Below are 19,495 nucleotides of genomic sequence, written 5' to 3' on the forward strand. Positions count from 1 at the left end.
TGCTCGGGCACGCCACGGGGGCGGGCGTGCGGAAGAGGGCGGAAGAGGCGGAGAGAGCGGGTGGGGGGCGGTGAGGAGAAGTCCTCTCCGGCTGTCCCTGCCGACGGTCTCTGCCGACTGCGTGAAAATGGGCCGGTACCACCGGGACACCGTCGGCCCGGGCACCCGCCCTCGTCGTCGGACGACAACTCTACCCTAACGTTAGGGTAGAGATCCGGGGCGAGAGCCCGGTACGGCACGAGCGGGACAGCACGAGAAGGGGCCGGAGCGGCTACGTGGACGGCAAGCAGATGCAGATCGGCGAGGTCGCCGCGCGGACCGAGCTGTCCCTGCGCACCATCCGGCACTACGAGGAGACCGGCCTCGTGATCCCCTCGGCCCGCTCCCAGGGCGGCTTCCGGCTCTACACCGAGGCGGACGTCGCCCGGCTGATGGTCGTCCGCCGGATGAAACCGCTCGGCTTCACCCTGGACGAGATGCGCGAACTCCTCGCCGCCACCGACCGCCTCGACGCGGGCGACCTGCCCGACGGGGAGGAACGCGAGGAACTCCTGGGCCGCGTACGGCACTTCGAGGAGGCGGCGCGGCAACGGGTGGCGGACCTGCGGACACAGCTGGCCCGCGCGGAGGAGTTCGCCGCGACTCTCCAGGAACGCCTCGACCGCGCGCACCGCACCCGCCCTGCGGAACAATCGCCGGCATGAGCATCGTCAAGATCAACGTACTCACCGTCCCGCCGGAGCACCGGGAGACGCTGGAGAAGCGGTTCGCCGCGCGGGCCGGTGCGGTGGAGGGCTCGGACGGGTTCGAGTGGTTCGAGCTGCTGCGGCCCGTCGAGGGCACCGACACCTATCTCGTCTACACCCGCTGGCGGACCGAGGAGGACTTCCAGCGCTGGATGGCCGGGCGCGGGCAGGCCGCGCACGGCGGCGGGGGCGGCGAGCAGGGTGACCGCCCGAAGCCCGCGGCCACGGACGCCACGCTGTGGTCCTTCGAGGTGGTCCAGCAGGCGGGCCCGAAGCAGGGCTGAGCCCAGGACGACGAGCGGCGGGGCGGAAGCGGTGAGGGTCGGGCGGGCACGCCCGGACCGATAGCGGACGCCCCGTCAGTTCCATGTGCCCGTCGGTCGTATGACCCGCGCCTCACCGGGAACGTGCGGTCCGTCTTCCTCCTCTTGCACGGCGACACAACCACCCCCCACCTGAGGAGGGATGCGCCGTGCGGACTCGTACGGGTATACGCAGGAACCCCGCAGGACCGGTGATCGTCGCTCTTGTCGCGGCGGGATCCGTATGCGTGACACCGCTCTCCCCCGCCCACGCCGCCACCGGCTCCACCTCGGCCGATCTGCGGGCCGACGTGAACCGTGACGGACGGGTCGACGTCACCGGCAGCGCGGACACGGCCGGTGAGGACACCTGGTCGGCCGGCCGTGGTGCGGTGATGCTGCCGAACATCGACGACGACACCAAGCGCTGCCCGGTCAAGGGGCCGGGCGGCAAGCCGCTGTCCGACGCCAAGCTCGCCGCCTGCAACGACGCCGCCGACACCAAGGTCAACGGCGGCGCGGACGCCTCCGACCTGGCGAGAATCCGCTCCGTGCCGATGGCGAAGGTGCCGGGGACCGCCCGCGGCAGCCTGAAGATCACCGCCGGGGCCAAGTACACCCACCTCTTCCTCAAGCGGGACGGCGCCTGGGTGCCGGTCACCTCGCGGACCCGGCTGACCCCCGGGGAGCTGCGTGCGGGCGTGGAGTTCGGGGTCGAGGCCACCGATGTCGTCCGCGATGCCAAGAAGTGGGACGGGCGGGCCGTGGTCCGGCTGACCGTGACCGCGGGGAAGCGGACGACCTCCGACGAGGTGACGCTGCGCGTCGCACCCTTGCTGACCCACCATCACCTGCAGAAGGCCCAGCAGGTCATGGTCACCGAGGTGCCCGGCAAGGGCCAGTGGGAGCGGCTTCAGCAGAAGTTCGTCAAGGACCTGGCCGCGGAGGTGAAGAAGGCCGGGATCACCAAACCGCTGATCACCTTCGACAAGTACGGCGACCCCTGGGCGCAGGACTTCGTGGAGCCGGCGTACGTCAGCATGACCGGGGCGAACGGCCGCCCGCAGACGATGCGGGTGATGCTGCGCTCGGCCCAGCCGGACCGTGTGGCGGGCCGTGAGCTGTTCGAGAAGGTGCGCGGCCGGAACGTGGGCGTCGTGCAGGCCTTCGACCGGTCGGAGCCGGAGGACTGGACGCTGAACTCCATGGGCAACCTGGAGACGATCCCGCCCTACGCGCACGCGGGCCGTTCGTACCCGGCGGGCCGGATCATCCAGGGCTGGCGCAAGGACAGCGGCGAGAAGCCCTCGAAGGCCGTACGGACGCTGCTGAAGGCCCAGGGCCTGCAGGATCCGCTGCTGCTGGACACCTCCTGGCTGAGCGTCGGGCACGTCGACGAGTTCGTGCAGTTCCTGCCCGCCGACACCCCGCGCGGCTGGCGCATCGGCATCGCCGACCCGGAGGCGGGACTGAAGCTGCTGCGGGACGCGCAGCGGGCCGGGCACGGGAAGACGAAGATGTTCTCGGTGCCGGGCATCGCCGGGCAGCCGGCGCCCAAGGAGACCATCGACAAGGCGCTGGCCTCCAGGCATCTGGTCGCCGACAACGAGATGGCGGCCCGGCGGATCGCGGCCAATCTGGAGACCCTGAAGCGGGAGACCGGGGTCACCGACGCCGAGGTCGTCCGGGTGCCCGCCCTCTACACCCGCGACGGCGAGGCGACGGACGCGAGCGGGGACGAGGTGCCCGTGCCGCGGCTGACCCGGATGGGCGGCAAGGCCCCGCTGGTCGACACGCTCCGGGAGCGCGGCCAGCAGAAGTGGATGGCCGGACAGGAAGCCGCCGGGGCCGGGGAGACGGTGATGACCAGCGCGTACGTGCCGGGCGCGGTGAACGGTGTGCTGCTCGGCCCGGACCGGTATCTGGCGCCGCGTCAGTGGGGCCCGGTCATCGGCGGCAAGGACATCTTCACCGAGGCCGTGAGCGCCGCGTACCGGCGGGCGGGGCTGAAGGTGTCGTACCTCGACGACTGGTACACGTATCACCTCGGCATGGGCGAGGTGCACTGCGGCACCAACACCCTCCGGGACGCGGGCGCCCCTTGGTGGAAGGACCGGTAGCTGTGCACGCCGGGTGGCCGGAGCAGCGCTTCCGGCCACCCGGGCTCAGTCCTCGGGGACGGCCGACAGCAGGCTGTGCAGCACCGGGCCCGCCGAGCCGCCTCCGGTGACGCCCTCCTCGACCACGCAGGCCACGGCGACATTGCCGCGGTGGGCGACCATCCAGCCGTTGTTGTCCTGGTCGTCGGAGACCTCCGCCGTGCCGGTCTTGGCGCCGATCTCGCCGGGCAGGTCCGCCAGGACGTCCGCGGTGCCCTCGGTGACGGTCGCGCGCATCAGTGCGCGCAGCTGGCTCACCACCTCACGCGGCAGCGGGGTCGTGGTGGTCGTGTCCTCGGTGCCGGGGACCAGCGAGGGCTGGTGGAAGGTGCCGGACACGGCCGTCGCCGTGACCGACGCCATGATCAGCGGGTTGGCCTGGACGCGGCCCTGCCCGATCATCGACGCGGCCTTCTCCGTCGCGTCGCGCGGCACCGGCACGGAACCGTCGTACGACGGGACGCCGACGTGCCAGGTCTGGCCGACCCCGAAGTACTTCTTCGCCACGTCCCCGAGTTCGCCGTCGGCCAGCTTGCCGCGCAGGCTGATGAACGCGGTGTTGCAGGACTCGGTGAAGTCCTCGCGGAAGGTGGCGCCCGGGTGTTCGGAGGTCTCGACGTTCTGCCACTTCTTGCCGACGGTGAGGTACTTGGGGCAGTCCACGACGTCGTCGGGGGCCACCGCGCCCTTCAGCAGCAGTGCGCTGCTGGTGACGATCTTCCAGGTGGAGCCGGGGGCGTAGGTGCCGGAGACGGCGCGGTTGAAGCCGGAGGCGGGCGAGTTGGCCACGGCGAGGATCTCGCCGTCGTCGATGCGCAGGGCGACCAGGGCGGCGTTCTTGCCGTCCGCCTCGGCGAGGGCACGCTCGGCGGCGGACTGCCAGGTCGCGTCCAGGGTGGTGCGTACGGGGCCGTCGGACTTGGTGGCGGGCTTCCTGCCGAAGGCGGCCTCGGTGCGCTCGACCTCTCCGCTGGCGCGGTCGACGAGCAGGACCGCGCCGCGGGGACCGCCGCCCGACCGTGCGGCGAGCTGGGCGAGGACGGGGGCCAGGGAGGGGTGGGTGGCGCCGGAGAGGGTCTCGCCGTCGCGGTCGGTCGCCTCGACGGGCTTGTCCTCCTCGCGTTCCAGACGGAACTTCTCCGTGTCGCTGAGCCGCGGGTGCACCAGCGACAGTCTCCAGTCCACCTTCCAGGCGCCGTCCTTCTGCTGCCGCAGCGGCAGCGCGGAGGTGTACGTCCAGGTGCCGAGGCCGGTGATCGGCATGCGGGCGGTGAAGGGGACGGTGACCGTGCCGTCGCCGGTCTCCTTCGGTGCCTTCGCGGTGAGCTTCGGGCGAGTGATGTCGAGCCCGGTGGTGAAGCTGCTCAGCACCTGCCGGGCGCGGTCGGGGCTGGTCGTGCGGGCGGCGGCGGCCGGCAGCCGGCCGGCGGACCAGTCGGCGAGGAAGGCGCGGGCCTCGGCCGTCGCCTCCGGGTCGGGGCCGTCGTCCGCGAACGGGCCGATCCCGGCCGCGTACGCCCCGCCCACGGCGAGGGCGGCCACCACCGCGACCGCGGTGAGCGCCTTGACCGCCCGCCGCGGGCGGCGACGGCCGGGGGCGGGCTGGGTGAAGTCGACATGGGTGTCCATGCGCCGAGAACAGCAGTGCCGCGGGCCGTTCGTCCAAGACGCGTATGAATCATGGATCGATTAACACTCGATATGATGACTGGTCGTGGACCTGGTGCGGCACCTGGAGTGCTTTGTGGCTGTTGCAGAAGAGTCACACTTCGGTCGTGCCGCGGCCCGTCTCGGCATCGCGCAGCCGCCGCTGTCCCAGCGCATCCAGCGGCTGGAACGGGAGCTGGGGGTACGGCTGTTCGAGCGGACCAGCCGGCAGGTGACCATCACCGAGGCGGGACGGCTGCTGCTCGCGGAGGCGCGGGAACTCCTCGCCCGGTCCGAGTCGTTCCTGGCCGCCGCGCGCCGGGTGCGGGACGGCGAGACGGGTCTGCTGCGGGCCGCGCTGCCCCCGGACCTGCCGGGCGAGACCGTCGCCGCCCTGCTCGACGACTTCGGGCGCCGCCACGCGGGCCTGGAGCTGGAGCTGCACGAACTGTCCACGGCCCAGCAGCTCGCCCGGCTCGCCGCCCACGAACTGGACGTCGGCGTCGTCCACCACCCGTGCGACGTCTCCGGACTGGAACTGGGCCCGGTGCTGCGCCGCGAACTCGGCGTGCTGCTGCCGCGCCACGCGCCCGAGGCCGGACTCGACGCGGTGCCGCTGAGCTCCCTGACCGGATACGACCTGATCCTGTTCCCCCGCCCGGCCGCCCCCGCCCTCTACGACGACCTGCTGACCGCCTGCGCCCGCGGCGGCTACACCCCCGCCGCCGTTCGCCACGGCCAGGGCGCCAGTTTCGTGCGCGGTCTGGTGCTGTCCGCCCGGGCCGTCGCCCTGGCCCCGCGTGACGCCGCCCACCCCTCCTCCGCGGACGTCGTCTGGCGGCCGATCGCCGGTGACCCGCCGGCCTGGCGGCACTCGGCGGCCTGGCCCAAGGGGCGCGGGGACGCCGCCGTCCAGGCCTTCGCGGACGCCGCGGCGCACGCGCTGCGCACCACCGCGGGTGCCGTGCCCGACGCCCCGGCCCGCCCGCTGCACCTGCGCCCGGCCTCGGAGTTCTGGCTGTGACCGACGCCCTCGCCCGAATCCAGGCCGCGTTCGCCGACGCCGGCGTCACCGGCGTGCTGCACGCCCTCGACATCGACTCCGGCGCGCAGCTCGACGCCGGGGCCGACCAGCCGGTGTGCACGGCGAGCGTGCACAAGCTGTGCCTGCTGGTCGCGCTGTACGAGCAGGCCGCGGCCGGGCGCCTGGACCTCACCGAGCAGATCGAGTGCCCCCCGGACACCCGCACCAAGGGCCCCACGGGGCTCGCCGCCATGCTCGACACGGCCCGGCTGTCCCTGCGCGACCTGGCCTATCTGATGATCGCCGTCAGCGACAACGCCGCCGCCGACCTGCTGCTGCACCGGGTCGGCCTGGACGCCGTCAACGCCACCACGGCCCGGCTCGGCCTCACCCGCACCCGCGCCGTCCACACCTTCGGCGAGATGCTCGCCACCATCAGGGAGGACGCCGGCCCCGGCGGCGCCGGCGCGCTGACCGACCCGCACGTCATCGCCCGGCTCCGGGCCCTCGACCCGGCCCGCACCAACCGCAGCACCCCGCGCGACATGACCCGCCTGCTCGCCGCCGTCTGGCGCGACGAGGCCTGCGCCCCCGAACACGGCGCGGCCGTCCGCCGCGTCCTCGCCCTCCAGGTCTGGCCGCACCGCCTGGCCTCCGGCTTCCCCTTCGACGACGTCCACGTGGCCGGCAAGACGGGCACCCTGCCGACGGTCCGCAACGAGGTGGGCGTCGTCGAATACCCCGACGGCGGCCGCTACGCCGTAGCCGTCTTCACCCGCACCGCCCACCCCGCGGCCACGCTCCCGGCAGCCGACGCGGTCATCGGCACAGCGGCCCGCCTGGCCGTGGACGCACTACGGGCTCGGTGAAGCCTCGCGACGAAGCCGGTGACGCCTCGGCACGCGGGAAGGCCCGGGCCGTGGGGCCCGGGCCTTCGGTGGGGCGGAGAGGTCAGGTGCGGGTGGGGCGGCGGGTGAGGCGATAGGTGGCGAAGCCTGCTGCGGCCAGGGCCGCGGCGAGGGCGATCAGGGTCGTCGTGCCCATCGCGCCGGTGAGGGCCAGGCTGCCGCCGGTGTTCGTCGACGTGTTCGTGGTGTCGTCGGAGCCGGTACCGCCGGAGGTGGTCCCGTCGTCGGTGGAGTCGGTGGAGTCGTCGTCCGGGCCGCCGGCGGAGCCGGTGTCCTTGCCGTCGTCGTCCGAGCCGTTGCCGTCGCCCTTGCCGGGGACGACCTCGACGGCGAACTGGGTGGAGACGCCGTCGACCGTCGCCGCGACGGTGTACGTGCCGGTGCCGCTGCCGGCGACGAGGGTGGGGGCGGTGGCACGGCCGGACGCGTCGGTCTTCACCGTGACCACACGGTCCTCGCCCTTGAAGCGCGGCGCGTCGCCGGAGCCGTCCTCCACGCGGAACTCGACCTCGGTGCCCTCGGGCGCGTCGGCGCCGGACTTGACCACGCGGGCCTGAAGGGCCTCGGCGAAGGCGCGGTGCTGCTCGGTCCGCTGGTCGTCGCCCGCGGCCACGGTCACCGTGTACGGGGACTGCTTGACCTGCGCGGTGAAGACGGTCGACGCGTCGCCGACGCTCACCCGGACGCTGAACTCACCCTCCTCGTACGCGCTGATCAGCGGGGACTCGGCGCGGCCCTGGGCGTCGGTGGCCACGACGTACTTCTGCTCGGTCGGGCGGTTCACCGCGAAGGCGGCGCCGAGGCCCGCCGGGTCCTCGATGGTGAAGGTGGCGCTGGCGTCCCGCACCGGCTCGCCGTCCTCGTCGAGGGCGACGACCGCCATCGGCTGGAAGTTCATCGGCTGGGTCTGGCCGGCGCCCGACACCTGCTTCAGCTCCGCGACGGTGGGCGCCTTCCACTGCAGGACGACCCGGCCGTCGCCGCCGGGCGAACTGCCGTAGCCGCCCTCGGCGGTGCCGAGCCGCACCGGGTCGGGGGCGGGCGCCCAGAACGGGTCGGCCTTCTCGGGCGCCGTGCGGGCCTTGCCGGGCACGACACGGGCGTCGGTCACCCGCTCGCTGTCGACGTAGCTGGTGCCGCCGCCCCCGCTGCCGGGGTTCGCCGTGGGGTCGTCGGTGCCCGTGCCACCGCCGCCGCCCGCGTGTCCGGCGCCGCCACCGCCACCGCCGTAGGCGCCCTTTCCGCCGTCGCCGCCGGCCCCGCCCGCGGCACTGTCCTGGCCCGCCGCGCCGTTGCCGCCGCCGGCTCCGCCCTTCGTGCCGGACGCGCCCTTGCCGCCGCCGGCCTCGGAGGCGTCCTCGCCGCGGTCGTCACCGGCCGCGCCGCCCTGGCCGGACGGCGAGATGCCGCCCGCCGTGGCTCCGCCGCCGCCGCCGGCGATGAACAGCGCCTTGCCGTCGGCGGTGCGCACGGCGCTGCTGCCGCCGCCGTCACCGGCGCCGTTGCTGCCGCCCGCGCCGCCGACCGCGTCACCGAAGCGCATACCGGCGACCGCGACCGACAGCCGCTCGCCCGGCTTCACACCGAGGGTGCCCGCGACGTACGCGCCCGCTCCGCCGTTGGCGAGGGCCGTGCCCTCACCTCCCTGGCCCCAGGCCCGCACGTCCAGCGCGCGCACGCCGGCCGGAACCTGGAACTCCTCCCGCTGCTGCGTCACGTCGAACAGACGGCACCCGGAGAAGCCCTCCGTCGGGGTGCACACCGTCCCGGCGCTCCCGGCGCCGTCGGCGGCCACCGCGCCCGGAGCGGCGACGAGAACGCCGCCGGTGCTCAGCGCGGCAACGGTGGCGAAGGCCAGAGCGGCGGTGCCCCGCCGCAGTCTGTGCCGGCGCTGGTCGAAGGAAACCTGACGTGTCAAAGCCGAACTCCCCTGAGATCCGGACCAGCTCCCCCCCGGGAGCCCGTGGACCGCGCCAGCGTATCCGAACAAACGATCACACAGGAGTCGTGCAGGCACCCGGAGCGGGCTCATGCGAGCCGCCCCTCGTCCGGCCTCAGCCGGACCACGAACGGCTGGGCGCCGGCCAGGCGGACCCGCTGGACGTGCACGGGGGTCAGCCGGTGGCGCACCGCGTCCGTCAGGGCGGCGGGATCGGGCAGCAGCAACACCGCCGTCCCGTCGGGTGCGAGGACCCGGCGCACCTCCGCCCACCACCGGGACGGGTCCACGGCGAGCACGCCCCCGGGCCGGACCTGCGCACCCCACGGCGGGTTGCACAGCACCCGGTCGGCGAAGCCGGCGGGGACGGGGAGCCGGCCCGCGTCCGAGCGGCGCACCGTGACCGGCAGCGACCGGGCGTTGGCGCGGGCCGCGGCCACCGCGTCGGGGGAGAGGTCGAAGCCGTGGCAGTGGACGCCGGGGCAGGTGAGGGCCGCCTCGATGAGCAGGGTGCCGGCGCCGCAGCACGGGTCGAGGACGGTGTGCCCGGGGCGCAGATCGGCGAGCGCGGCCAGGGCGGCGGCCACCGGCGGGTGCAGGGTGCCGGGGACGGTCCGGTGCTTGTAGGGGCGCCGGTGCGCGGGCCGGTCGTCGATGCGCGCCATGAGCGTGGCCTGACCGCCGTCGAGGGTGAGCCGCCACCCCCAGGTGCCCGGCGGGGGCGCCTCGCCGGTGCGGCGCGAGTGGTACGGCAGGCCGAGCCGCCGGGCCAGGACCGTACCCACGGCGTCCTCGGCGTCGTACCGGCTGAAGGTGCGGCGGCCGAGGAACGAGGCGGAGACGTCGATGCCGGTGGGGCGGTCCGCGGCCGGCAGCAGGGCGCGGCGCCGGGACAGCAGGCGGCCGGGGTCCGTGCGATCGGCCAGGCCGGTGAGCGCGGTCAGGTCGGGTTTCGTGCGGCCGGGGTCGCCGGCCTGGGCGGCGAGCAGGAAGACGTCGTCGGCGGTGCGGGGCCGGGGCGCCCGTGCGGTCGGCGCGAAGGGGATCGCGAAGTGGACCGCGCGATGGCGCAGCGCGGTGACGGTGCCGAGACCGCGGTCGAGGATCTCGGCGGCGAGGACGGACTCCAGGCCACGGACGCAGCGCGCCACGAGAGGCGGGTGCATGGTGATCGTGCTTCTCCCACGTCAGGACTCGGGACAGCGCACACCGCTGCCCCGCCTCGCCGGCGACGGGGTTCCGCGCTTCGCCGGCGGCGTCCTAGCGGAGGTGGAAGAAGTACGTCATGGGGGTCACTTTAAGGGGCGGGGCCCGCCTGGAGCCCGCGCTTTTCCCGCCGGGCCGCGGCTGCGGGGCTCTCGCGGTGGGGGCCGGCGACGGACACCCCGCCCCCCGTCCCGGATGCGCACCTCGCGGGGTGACGCGGGAAGGCCGGGGCCGGGCCCCGAGCTGCACACGTGGGGACGCGACGGCCCGTCCCGGCCTTCCCTCTGGCCGCAATCTGCCACGCCACGGGCCGCACCGCGCGCCGGCCGGGTCCGAACGGGGACGGCCGGGGCCCGGCCTCGGCTTTCGTGCTTCTGCCCGATTCATCCAGGGCATTCCGGGCGCTTTATCGCATTTCCTCGGAGATAATCGGAACATGAGCACGGCAACGTATGAACTACTGGCCGTAAGTCAGCATCAGCTGAACGTCTTCGCCGCCTTCCTCGGCGGGCTGGTGGTGGCCCTCGCGCTGATCTGGGCCGTACGGGTCGGCATGAGGGTCATGGACAAGGACGTGCACCACCCCACCCCCGAGGAACAGCCGAAGATGCCGGACGGTGGCCCGGTCCGCGAGGAACGGGAGATGCGCGAGCCGGACGATGTGGTCCCCGAGGACGGCCGACGGCTCATGCCGTACGAGATCCACCGGGCCAGTACCAGAACGGGCAAGGACCAGACCCGCAAGCGCTGGCAGCCCGGCTCCAGCGGAGGCTTCGGCAGCGGAGGCCCGGGACACGTGTGACCACGTGCACGGACGTGAACACCGGTGCTCCCGCGTCGCCCCGATCCCGGAGGACCACATGCCCGTACCGCGGACCCGTCGGCGCCCGCGTCCCGGCCGGGTGGCGGGTGCGGTGATCCCCGCGGCCCTGCTGATCGCCGGGACGGCAGGCTGCACCGGCGACGAGGAGCCTCCCCCGCCGCCCGCCTCCTCGCTCGCCTCCCGGGCCACGGAGGGGTGGGCGTCGGCGACGGCGGAGGCAGGGCGCAGGTTCGACGAGTTCACGCAGGGCTTCGACGTCAAGAAGGACGTCCGCGTCGGCTCCCCGGCCACCGCCGCCGACGGCCGCACCACCGCCGAGGTCACCGTGCGCAACACCACCGACTCCGCCCGGTCCTTCCTGGTCGAGGTGCACTTCACCGACCCGGACGAGCGGCTGCTCGACGTCACCTTCCTCACCGTGGACGACGTACCGGCCGGCGAGTCCGCGAAGGCCACCGCCCGCAGCACGCACGACCTCAGCGGCGACATCCGGACCGAGGTGGCACGGGCGGTGCGCTACTGAGACGCCCGGCTAGCGGGCGGGAGCGGGCGTGGGCGCGCCCGTCACGGTGATCTGGATCTGCTCGCTCGTCGCGCTCACGCCGTTCAGGGTGGCGACGGCCTGGAGGCGGTTGCCGCCCGGTGGAAGAGCCGGGCCCGGGACGCAGCTCCAGCGGCCGTCGGCCTCGGCGGTCGCGGTGCACACCTCGGCGTCCTCCTGGTCCAGCACGGTGATCTGCGCGCCCGGATGGGCCGTGCCGCCGATCTCCGGCCAGGCGTCGAGCGGTACGCCCGGCTCGGGCCGGGTCAGGGTGGGCTCGGCCAGTCCCACGGTCACCTGGCAGCCGCCGGACGCCCGTAGCACGCCCCGCGCGTCGGTCAGCCGCAGCGTGCAGCCGCTCAGCCGGGTCCCCGGCACCGCGTCCACCGGCATCGCCAGCACGAAGGGGAAGGTGCCCGCGGGCCCCGGCGGCCGGGCGGCCGGGCCGGTCGCGGTGTACGCCGCGTGGCGGCCGTCGGCGGCCAGCGTGGCCGTGTAGCCGGCGGCGCCGAGCGGGAGACCCGTCACCCGGGTCCCGGCGGGAGCGGTCAGGGTGAGCGTGGCGCCCGCTCCCGCGGAGGTGGCGGTCGGGCCCGCGACCTGGATGACGCCCTCACGGCCCGGCGGGATCGTCACGGCGCCCCACAGGACCCGGTCCCGCGCCGAGGGGCCGGGGCCGTCGGCCGCGGCGGCGGGCGGGCCGGTGAGCAGCCACCCGCCCGCGAGGATCCCGGCCGCGGCCAGCCCGGCAGCCGCTGTCGTGCTGGACCTGTTCATCGTCGGCGATCTCCCTGGGCGTGCGGACGGACGTACGGACTGTGCGGACGTACGGACGCGGCGTACGGACGTCTCCGCACCCGCCACCCCGCCCCGTTCGTGATTCTCGCCGTGCGTTCACGCGGGTGGCCGCCGCTGCTGGACCGGCCGGGTGACGTGCTCCCGGCCCCGGCCTCGCGGGGAGGACCGGGCCGGGAGCAGTAAGGCGGGGCGCCGCTCAGCGGCCCAGCCACGCCGTGGTGTCGGGGCCCAGCCGGCCGTCCTCCAGCGGTGCGCTGGTCAGCAGGACCTCGCCGGCCGGGAGGGAGACGGGCCCGCCGGACAGGTTGGTGACACAGCGCCAGCCGTCACCGCGGTCGAACTGCAGCACGCCCGGAGGCGTGTCCGCGGCCCAGCGCAGCGTCTCGTCCTCCAGCAGCTTGCGGCGCAGCCGCAGGGCCGTGCGGTACAGCTCCAGGGTCGAGCCCTCCACACCGTCCTGCGCCTCGACGGCGTACGCGGCGAAGGAGGGCGGCTGCGGCAGCCAGGCACCGCCCGGTCCGAAGCCGTACGACGGTCCCGTGGTCGTCCACGGCAGCGGCACCCGGCATCCGTCCCTGCCCTTGCGGACGTGGCCCGTCTGCTCCCAGATGGGGTCCTGGAGGACCTCGGTGGGCAGGTCGGCGACCTCGGGCAGGCCGAGTTCCTCACCCTGGTAGACGTACGCCGAGCCGGGCAGCGCGAGCATCAGCAGGGTGGCCGCGCGGGCCCGGCGCAGACCGGCGTCCGGGTCGACGGCGGGGGCGTGGCCGCCGGACAGCAGCCAGGCGTTCTCGTCGGTGCCCGGCGGGAGGATCAGGCGGGAGGCGTGCCGGACGACGTCGTGGTTGGACAGCACCCACGTGGCGGAGGCACCGGCCGCGTGCGCCGTCTCCAGCGAGTCGGCGATGACCCGGCGCAGCGCGCCGGCGTCCCACGGCGTCTGCAGGTACTCGAAGTTGAAGGCCTGGCCCAGTTCGTCCGGGCGGGCGTACAGGGCGCGGCGGGCGCCGGGCACCCAGGCCTCGGCGACGGCCATGCGGGGCGGCGAGTAGTCGTCGAGGATCTTGCGCCAGTCGCGGTAGATCTCGTGCACGTCGTCCCGGTCGTAGAACGGGTGGGTGCCGGGCGCGAAGTCGGCGAGCGCGCTCTCGCGGCTCAGTTCCGGGGCGCCGAGGTCGCGCAGCGGCTCGCTCAGGTCCTTGGTGAGGGCGTGCGCGACGTCCACGCGGAAGCCGTCCACGCCCCGGTCGGACCAGAACCGCAGCGTGGTGCGGAAGTCGGCGCGGACCTCCTGGTTGGCCCAGTTGAGGTCGGGCTGCTCGGCGGCGAACAGATGCAGGTACCACTGCCCGTCGGGGACCCGCTTCCAGGCGCTGCCGCCGAAGACGGACTGCCAGTCGGTGGGCGGCAGCTCGCCCTGCTCGCCGCGGCCGTCGCGGAAGACGTAGCGGTCGCGGGCCGGGGAGCCGGGGCCGGAGCGCAGCGCCTCCTGGAACCAGACGTGCTGGTGGGAGGTGTGGTTGGGGACGATGTCGACGATCACCTTCAGGCCGAGGCGGTGGGCCTCGCCGACCAGGGCGTCGAAGTCGTCGAGCGTGCCGAGGCGGGGGTCGACGTCGCGCGGGTCGGCGACGTCGTAGCCGCCGTCGGCGAGCTCGGAGGGGTAGAAGGGGCTCAGCCACAGGGCGTCGACGCCGAGCGCGGCGAGGTGGGTCAGGCGCCGGGTGATGCCGCGCAGGTCGCCCAGTCCGTCGCCGTCGGCGTCGGCGAAGCTGCGCGGATAGACCTGGTAGACGACGGCTTGGCGCCACCAGTCGGGATTACGGGAGGAGAGGTCGGGCGTGGCGTCGGGTGCGGGACGGTGCGGCCGGGGGCCGGGGGTGAGGGTGCGATCGGTCACGCGGTCTCCTCTGGGTGCGTGCGGGTGACAGCAGAAATCTGTCCACATCGCAGTAAAAGTGAACACACGGCCCGAGGGGCGCCATTCCCGCCCGGTGTCGGGTGCATCCGTGTGGCGCGCTTGTCGTTCCGCGCCGCCGTGTCCAGCGGCGGGCCGGGTATCCGGGCCCGGACGGGACGCGGATCGGTGAACCCGAGCCGGGCCGGGGCGTGGGTCGGTCAGCCGGCGGCCGGGGACGTGCTCTCGATCGTCGCCAGGTAGAGCTTGACGTAGCACTCGACGTCCACGTCCAGTGCCACGTCCACGAGCGGCTGCTCCCGGGTGCCCTCGTGCAGCTCCGCCTCGCCGATGCGCGGCCGGCGGTCCACGACGGTCTGGCCGCGGGTCGGGCCGGGGGCGAGGGACACCTCGACGGGCAGGCGGTACGTGGTCAGGCCCTCCGGGTCGGCGACGGCGCACAGCGCGCCCGCGTCGCCGAGTCCGCCGGCGTCCTCGCGCGGGTCGTCGGGACGGCTGCCGGGGGTGGCCGGGCGGTGGGCGAGCAGCTCACCGGCCAGCCGGGCGCCCGGTTCCGCGCTCGCGCGCAGCCGGCGCACGTCGGCCGCCGGGACGACGACGCGGGTGAACACCTCCAGGCCGTACATGGTGATCGGCACCCCGGCGGTGAGCAGGATCGCCGCGGCCTCCGGGTCGTGCCAGACGTTGAACTCCGCGACCGGTGAGGCGTTCCCCGCGCCCGCCGCGCCGCCCATGAACACGATCCGCTCGATGTTGCGGGTGACCTCGGGGTGGGTGCGCAGCAGCAGGGCGATGTTGGTGAGCGGTGCGGTCGGCACGAGAGTGACCGGGTGCGGGGAGGCGAGGATCTCGCGGCGCAGCAGCGTCACCGCGTCGACGTCGGCCGGGGTGCGGCGCGGGGCGGGCAGACCGAGGTCGCCCATGCCGTCGTGGCCGTGCACGTGCCGGGCGGAGCGCGGCGCCTCGATCAGCGGGCGCTCGGCACCCCGGGCGACGGGGATGGCGGGCGCGCCCGCCTGCTCCAGCACGGTGAGCGTGTTGCGGACGACGCCGTCCACGTCCGTGTTCCCGGCCACGCAGGTCACCGCGCGCAGGTCGATCGCCGGGTGCCGTACGGCGAAGAGCAGGGCCAGGGCGTCGTCGACACCGGTGTCGCAGTCGATGATCACCGGGGTGGGCCGGATGTCGGTCACGTGAGGGCTCCTTCACCGCTGCGGGGCCGTTGCGACGACCTTACGCGGCAGGGGGAGGGCCCGGGGTTTCGCGGGCGGGTGCGGGGTGGTCGGTGGCTGGTCGCGCGGTTCCCCGCGCCCCTTTGAGGTACGTGCAGTGGACCTACCCGAAGGGGCGCGGGGAACCGCGCGACCAGCCACGAACGACCCGCAGCCGCCCGGAAACCGCACCCACCGAGCTCTCGGGCACCCAGCACCCCCGGACACTCACCCACTCGGACCCCCACGCTGGTGAGCCGCGCAGCGCAATGGTGCCGTAGGAGCATGACCCCTGCCCCGGCCCCCGTCGCCCGCGCCCTCGCCGCCTCCGCGCTCTCGGTCACCGCGCTGCTGACCACCGCCGCCTGCACGGCCGACGGTCGCAGGGCCGGGCTCCCCGCCGGTGTGGAGCAGGAGGCCGAAGCCACCGCGACGGCCTCCTCCTCCACCGCCGCGCCCGCGAGCAAGCAGCCCTCCGACGCGCCGCCCGCCGGGCTCAGCGAGGCACAGGCACGGGCCGCACTGATCACGGAGCTGGACCTGGGCGAACCGTGGGTGCCGACGCGCGGCACGGCGACCTGGCGCGACGGGCTGCTCAAGGCACAGGTGGAGGACGCGCACTGCCGGCGCCTCCTCGACGCCCTCTACACGGAGGAGCTGTTCGGCACCCCGGCCGGACCGCGAGCGGTGGTCACCCTCGACGACGCCTACAACGGCAGTCAGTTGCGCTACCAGGTCGCCGCGTACCGGCCCGAGGACGTGGACCGCACGCTGGAGTGGCTGCGGACCATGCCGGAGACGTGCGGGGAGTTCACCGCGAAGCCCGCGCGGGCGGGAACGCAGGGCGTCGACGTCGAGGAGCTGGAGCTGCCCGAGGCGGGGGACGCCAGGGCGGCGCTGCGGGTCACCATGACCGGCGAGACGACCGGCGGGGAGCCGGCGTACCTCACCGTGGACGTCGCCGCCGTGCGCGTCGGCGACGACACCATCACCCTGACCCACGGCGGCTACGGCGACGTCGTGCCGGAGGTCACCCAGGCGGTGGCGGAACTCGGCGCGGAACGGCTGACGGAGATCCACCGCCAGGGCCGCCTCGAGGTCTGACCGCCCGGACCGTTCCCGGGGGCCGGGCGTCAGCCCAGCCGCTCCAGCGCGTCCACCGCCTCCTTCGCCTCGGCCAGACCGGCGCCGGTGGCCTCCCGGTACACCTTGATCGCCTGGATCTTCCTGCCGTCCCGCAGGAGCCCGGCGATCTCGTCCCTCCTCGGCACCTCCTCGTGCAGCCCCAGATGACCGAGAACCAGGTCGAGCTTGCGCTCGACGCGGGCGATACGGCGTTCGGTGCGGGAGACGTGGTTCTGGAGGGCCATGATCCCGAAGATCACGACGCAGACGAGAAGCAGCGCTGCTATGTCCATGACCAGCAACTTTAGGCGGCCGGGGGCGGGTTGACGGACGCGGCGCGCTCAGTCCGTGTCGAAACGCCTGCGGTGGGCCACCACGTCGCGGGCGACGTCGAGGGCGGTGCGGCCGTGGGCGAAGGCGTCGCCGCGCAGCCGGGCCAGGGCCTCGTCCGCGCCGACACCGAGCTGGGCCATGATCATGCCGACGGCCTGGTAGATCTTGTCGTGCTCCGCGGCGAGACCGCTCAGCCAGGTCTCGCTGCCCTGGAGCTCGTACTCCTCGCCGTGCGGCAGCGCCATCAGCGCCACGGTCATGACGCCGGCCACCAGCCGGGCCACGCGCAGCTGGTCGTCGGTGAGGGTGCCGGGGGAGTCGCGGTAGAGGTCGAGGGTGCCGACGCAGACGGCGTCGCTGCCGAGGGGGAGGGCGTAGACGGCCCGTACGCCGGCGGCGAGCGCCTGCTGGACGAAGACGGGCCAGCGGTGCGTGTGGGGCGGGGCGGCGAGATCGCGGGCGAGCACGGGGGCGCCGGTCTCCAGCACGCGCCGGCAGGGGCCGTCGCCGAGGGTCGCCTGGAGCTGGGCCAGATACGCGGCGTGCGCGCTGCTCGCGCAGAGCTGCACCGGCATGCCGTCGCTGCGCAGCGACACGCTCGCACCGTCCACGGGGAGCAGATCGACCGCCACCGCGCACAGCCGCCCGGGCACCTCACCCGGCGCGGCGCCCCGCACACCCTCGGCGATCACGTCGGCGGCCTGTTCGTACCCCCGGCCACCGGGACCCCGGGCGCGGCCCGGGCCGGGATCGCCGCCAGGGTCGTCCCTGGACCGCAAGGCCACCGCCTCCCTCATTCACACCAGGCCGAACCGAGCCCCGACTACCCTCCACCGCCCCGCCGAAACCGCCCCCCACCCCACCCGAACCTCCACGGCACAGGTACGAGAACCCCGCGAAGACCCCACCAGAACACGCACCCCCGACCCAACACTCCTCCCCACCCACCGAGCCGACCCGACACTCTCCCCACCCACCGAGCCGACCCGGTGCCCTCCCGACCCACCGAGCCGAGCCAACACCCTCCCCACCCACCGAGCCGACCCGACACCCTCCCCACCCCCCGAGCCGACCCGGTGCCCTTTCGACCCACCGAGTCGGGTGGTGGGTGGGCATAGGTTCCGGGGGTCCAGGGGGCGGAGCCCCCTGGTGCGGCGCGTACGTCACACCGGGGGCTGCGCCGGGGCCGGGCCCAGCGTCGTCGTGCCCGGTGTCGTGCGGTGCCCCAGCCCCGTACGGTAGGCGTCCAGCGCCGCCTCCGTACGCCCCGTACGACGCAGCAGATCACCGAGAAGCCGGCACAGGTCGGCCAGGTCACCCGCCGCACCCGCCCGTTCCAGCAGGCTCATCGCCCGCACGTAGTGCTCCTCGGCCCGCTCCATGTCCCGCGCGTCCTCCGCGATGATGCCGAGCAACCGGTGCGCCGCGGCAGCATGGACCGCACCCCGCTCGGGAGACAGCCCACCGAGGACGTCACGGAGCAGCGCCGCGGCCTCCCCGGAGGCACCGCGCCGGTGCAGCACGTCCGCCAGTTCCACGCTGACCTGGCTGCTGTACAGGGACGCCCGCCGGGCCGACAGCATCGCCAGCGCCTCGCGCAGCTCCCCCTCCGCCCGCTCCAGCTCACCGTTCTGCGCATGCACGTACCCGCGCATCCAGTGGCAGTTCGCCAGCTCCGTGCGCAACTGCAGCCCCCGGTACAGCTCCGCCGCCTTCGCCAGCGACGCGTCCGCCTCGGCGAGCCGCCCCTCCGCGAGCAGCGTGCGCGCCACCGACCGGTGCATGCGCGCCACCAGCGCCGGATCCCCGGACTGCGGGGCCAGCGCCAGCGCGAACTCCGCCGCCTGCGCGGCACGCGCGTGCGCGCCCATGTCCATGTACGGCCCGATCGCGCTCGCGTACAGCAGCAGCAGCGCGTCCGGGTCGTGGAGCCCGCCGCGGTTCAGTTCGTCGAGGGTGGACTCCAGCAGGTAGACGGCGTAACGCAGTTCGCCCGCCAGGTAGTGGGCGACCGCCCTGCCGCGCAGCGCCGGGACCCGCGCGGGCAGCGGGGCGTCGGCGAGCTGCTGCTCCGCCTGCTCGAAGTACCGTCGGCTCGCGGACAGTTCGCCGGTCTCCAGCGCGCACTCCCCGAGCCCCAGCAGGGCAGCCGCCCGCACCTCGGCCAGGCCGTGCGCCTCCGCCTCCGCCAGCAGCCCGGCGTACTGCTCCACCGCCGCCTCCGCCTCACCGGCGGCGAGCGTGCGCTGCGCCTCGGTCAGCCGCAGCCGCAGCTCGGTGACGAGGCGGGCCGGGCGTCCGGTGGCCAGTTCGTCGAACGCGACTCCGAGGCGTACGGCGAGATGCCGCAGGGCGTCGTCGGAGGGCCGCACCCGGCCGGCCTCCAGCGTGGAGATGTAGGCGGGCGTGTACACCGGCTCCGCCAGCTGTTTCTGGGTCAGTCCGCGCTCCACGCGCAACTGCTGCACCCGGCGTCCGATGGTCTCCGGATCGTCACGTTCCCCCACCGCCAACTCCCCTTGTGCCCCTTGCCGTTCGAGTCCGAAGGCCCCTAGGTTAAACGGCGGATTAAACGTGCTTAACCCATCGCTGTTGCGAGGTCTCCGTGCTGGACCGTTTCCGCACCGCCGAGCGCTGGACCCGGAGCTTCGCCGCGGCCGTGACAGCGGTCGCCGCGCTGGTCCTGGCCGCCAACGCGGGCCCGGCCAAGGCCGCCCACCCCGACGCCGGCCCCGACACCTGGTCCGACTCCCAGCGGCCGGCGACAGCTCCGGTGGACCCGGTGAGAACCACGGCGCGCTAGACACCTCACCCC

General features: G+C 74.5%; 18 protein-coding genes. 9 read left to right on the forward strand and 9 right to left on the reverse strand.

Features of this window, described 5'->3' with window-relative positions:
• Positions 1-275 precede the first annotated feature (275 nt).
• From AB0412_RS14895 to AB0412_RS14905, 3 genes are all read left to right on the forward strand, one after another.
• Complete coding sequence (locus tag AB0412_RS14895; RefSeq protein WP_366402969.1) at positions 276-704, forward strand: MerR family transcriptional regulator; 429 nt, start codon at positions 276-278, stop codon at positions 702-704.
• Positions 701-1,030 carry an antibiotic biosynthesis monooxygenase gene (locus tag AB0412_RS14900; RefSeq protein WP_366402970.1) on the forward strand — a complete coding sequence of 110 codons (330 nt, stop codon included), beginning with the start codon at positions 701-703 and terminating at the stop codon, positions 1,028-1,030. Before AB0412_RS14895 ends, AB0412_RS14900 begins: the two co-directional genes overlap by 4 nt.
• Positions 1,031-1,296: 266 nt before the next feature.
• Positions 1,297-3,168, forward strand: coding sequence for a protein-arginine deiminase domain-containing protein (locus tag AB0412_RS14905; protein WP_366402971.1), 1,872 nt, complete (start codon positions 1,297-1,299; stop codon positions 3,166-3,168).
• A 45-nt stretch (positions 3,169-3,213) separates the two neighbouring features.
• On the opposite strand, the gene AB0412_RS14910 is transcribed toward AB0412_RS14905, so the two are convergent.
• Positions 3,214-4,836, reverse strand: coding sequence for a penicillin-binding transpeptidase domain-containing protein (locus AB0412_RS14910; RefSeq protein ID WP_366402972.1), 1,623 nt, complete (start codon positions 4,834-4,836; stop codon positions 3,214-3,216).
• A 115-nt stretch (positions 4,837-4,951) separates the two neighbouring features.
• On the opposite strand from AB0412_RS14910, the gene AB0412_RS14915 reads away from it, so the two are divergent.
• Both AB0412_RS14915 and AB0412_RS14920 read left to right on the forward strand, forming a co-directional pair.
• Positions 4,952-5,878: a LysR substrate-binding domain-containing protein gene (locus tag AB0412_RS14915; RefSeq protein ID WP_366402973.1), complete on the forward strand. Its 927-nt coding sequence runs from the start codon at positions 4,952-4,954 to the stop codon at positions 5,876-5,878.
• Positions 5,875-6,747, forward strand: coding sequence for a serine hydrolase (locus tag AB0412_RS14920; RefSeq protein WP_366402974.1), 873 nt, complete (start codon positions 5,875-5,877; stop codon positions 6,745-6,747). Before AB0412_RS14915 ends, AB0412_RS14920 begins: the two co-directional genes overlap by 4 nt.
• A gap of 82 nt (positions 6,748-6,829) precedes the next feature.
• On the opposite strand, the gene AB0412_RS14925 is transcribed toward AB0412_RS14920, so the two are convergent.
• Both AB0412_RS14925 and AB0412_RS14930 read right to left on the reverse strand, forming a co-directional pair.
• Positions 6,830-8,704, reverse strand: coding sequence for a hypothetical protein (locus AB0412_RS14925; RefSeq protein WP_366402975.1), 1,875 nt, complete (start codon positions 8,702-8,704; stop codon positions 6,830-6,832).
• 110 nt (positions 8,705-8,814) lie between these two features.
• The gene (locus AB0412_RS14930; RefSeq protein WP_366402976.1) at positions 8,815-9,891 is read right to left on the reverse strand and encodes a methyltransferase domain-containing protein; all 1,077 of its coding nucleotides are present in this window, start codon (positions 9,889-9,891) and stop codon (positions 8,815-8,817) included.
• Between the two features lie 476 nt (positions 9,892-10,367).
• On the opposite strand from AB0412_RS14930, the gene AB0412_RS14935 reads away from it, so the two are divergent.
• Positions 10,368-10,733: a DUF6479 family protein gene (locus tag AB0412_RS14935; RefSeq protein ID WP_366402977.1), complete on the forward strand. Its 366-nt coding sequence runs from the start codon at positions 10,368-10,370 to the stop codon at positions 10,731-10,733.
• A 58-nt stretch (positions 10,734-10,791) separates the two neighbouring features.
• Positions 10,792-11,277, forward strand: coding sequence for a hypothetical protein (locus AB0412_RS14940; protein ID WP_366402978.1), 486 nt, complete (start codon positions 10,792-10,794; stop codon positions 11,275-11,277).
• 9 nt (positions 11,278-11,286) lie between these two features.
• Here the strand turns inward: AB0412_RS14940 and AB0412_RS14945 are convergent, their stop codons facing one another.
• From AB0412_RS14945 to AB0412_RS14955, 3 genes are all read right to left on the reverse strand, one after another.
• The gene (locus AB0412_RS14945) at positions 11,287-12,072 is read right to left on the reverse strand and encodes a carboxypeptidase regulatory-like domain-containing protein (RefSeq protein ID WP_366402979.1); all 786 of its coding nucleotides are present in this window, start codon (positions 12,070-12,072) and stop codon (positions 11,287-11,289) included.
• 217 nt (positions 12,073-12,289) lie between these two features.
• Positions 12,290-13,993 carry an alpha-amylase family glycosyl hydrolase gene (locus tag AB0412_RS14950; RefSeq protein ID WP_366402980.1) on the reverse strand — a complete coding sequence of 568 codons (1,704 nt, stop codon included), beginning with the start codon at positions 13,991-13,993 and terminating at the stop codon, positions 12,290-12,292.
• Between the two features lie 218 nt (positions 13,994-14,211).
• Positions 14,212-15,204 carry a nucleoside hydrolase gene (locus AB0412_RS14955; RefSeq protein WP_366402981.1) on the reverse strand — a complete coding sequence of 331 codons (993 nt, stop codon included), beginning with the start codon at positions 15,202-15,204 and terminating at the stop codon, positions 14,212-14,214.
• A gap of 303 nt (positions 15,205-15,507) precedes the next feature.
• On the opposite strand from AB0412_RS14955, the gene AB0412_RS14960 reads away from it, so the two are divergent.
• Positions 15,508-16,326: a hypothetical protein gene (locus AB0412_RS14960; RefSeq protein WP_366402982.1), complete on the forward strand. Its 819-nt coding sequence runs from the start codon at positions 15,508-15,510 to the stop codon at positions 16,324-16,326.
• A gap of 29 nt (positions 16,327-16,355) precedes the next feature.
• Here AB0412_RS14960 and AB0412_RS14965 read toward each other — a convergent pair whose 3' ends face one another.
• The 3 genes from AB0412_RS14965 to AB0412_RS14975 all read right to left on the reverse strand — a co-directional run bounded on the left by AB0412_RS14965 (position 16,356) and on the right by AB0412_RS14975 (position 19,187).
• Positions 16,356-16,640, reverse strand: a complete 285-nt coding sequence (locus AB0412_RS14965; protein ID WP_366402983.1) for a ribosomal protein L7/L12 — start codon at positions 16,638-16,640, stop codon at positions 16,356-16,358.
• Between the two features lie 48 nt (positions 16,641-16,688).
• The gene (locus tag AB0412_RS14970) at positions 16,689-17,465 is read right to left on the reverse strand and encodes a GAF and ANTAR domain-containing protein (RefSeq protein WP_366402984.1); all 777 of its coding nucleotides are present in this window, start codon (positions 17,463-17,465) and stop codon (positions 16,689-16,691) included.
• Between the two features lie 378 nt (positions 17,466-17,843).
• Entirely contained in the window at positions 17,844-19,187 is a 1,344-nt protein-coding gene (locus AB0412_RS14975) for a helix-turn-helix transcriptional regulator (RefSeq protein ID WP_366402985.1), read from the reverse strand.
• A 98-nt stretch (positions 19,188-19,285) separates the two neighbouring features.
• On the opposite strand from AB0412_RS14975, the gene AB0412_RS14980 reads away from it, so the two are divergent.
• Complete coding sequence (locus AB0412_RS14980) at positions 19,286-19,483, forward strand: hypothetical protein (RefSeq protein ID WP_366402986.1); 198 nt, start codon at positions 19,286-19,288, stop codon at positions 19,481-19,483.
• The last annotated feature ends 12 nt before the right edge of the window (positions 19,484-19,495 follow it).

Origin of the sequence: Streptomyces sp. NPDC052012 (genome assembly GCF_040689265.1) — a bacterium.
Classification (GTDB): domain Bacteria; phylum Actinomycetota; class Actinomycetes; order Streptomycetales; family Streptomycetaceae; genus Streptomyces.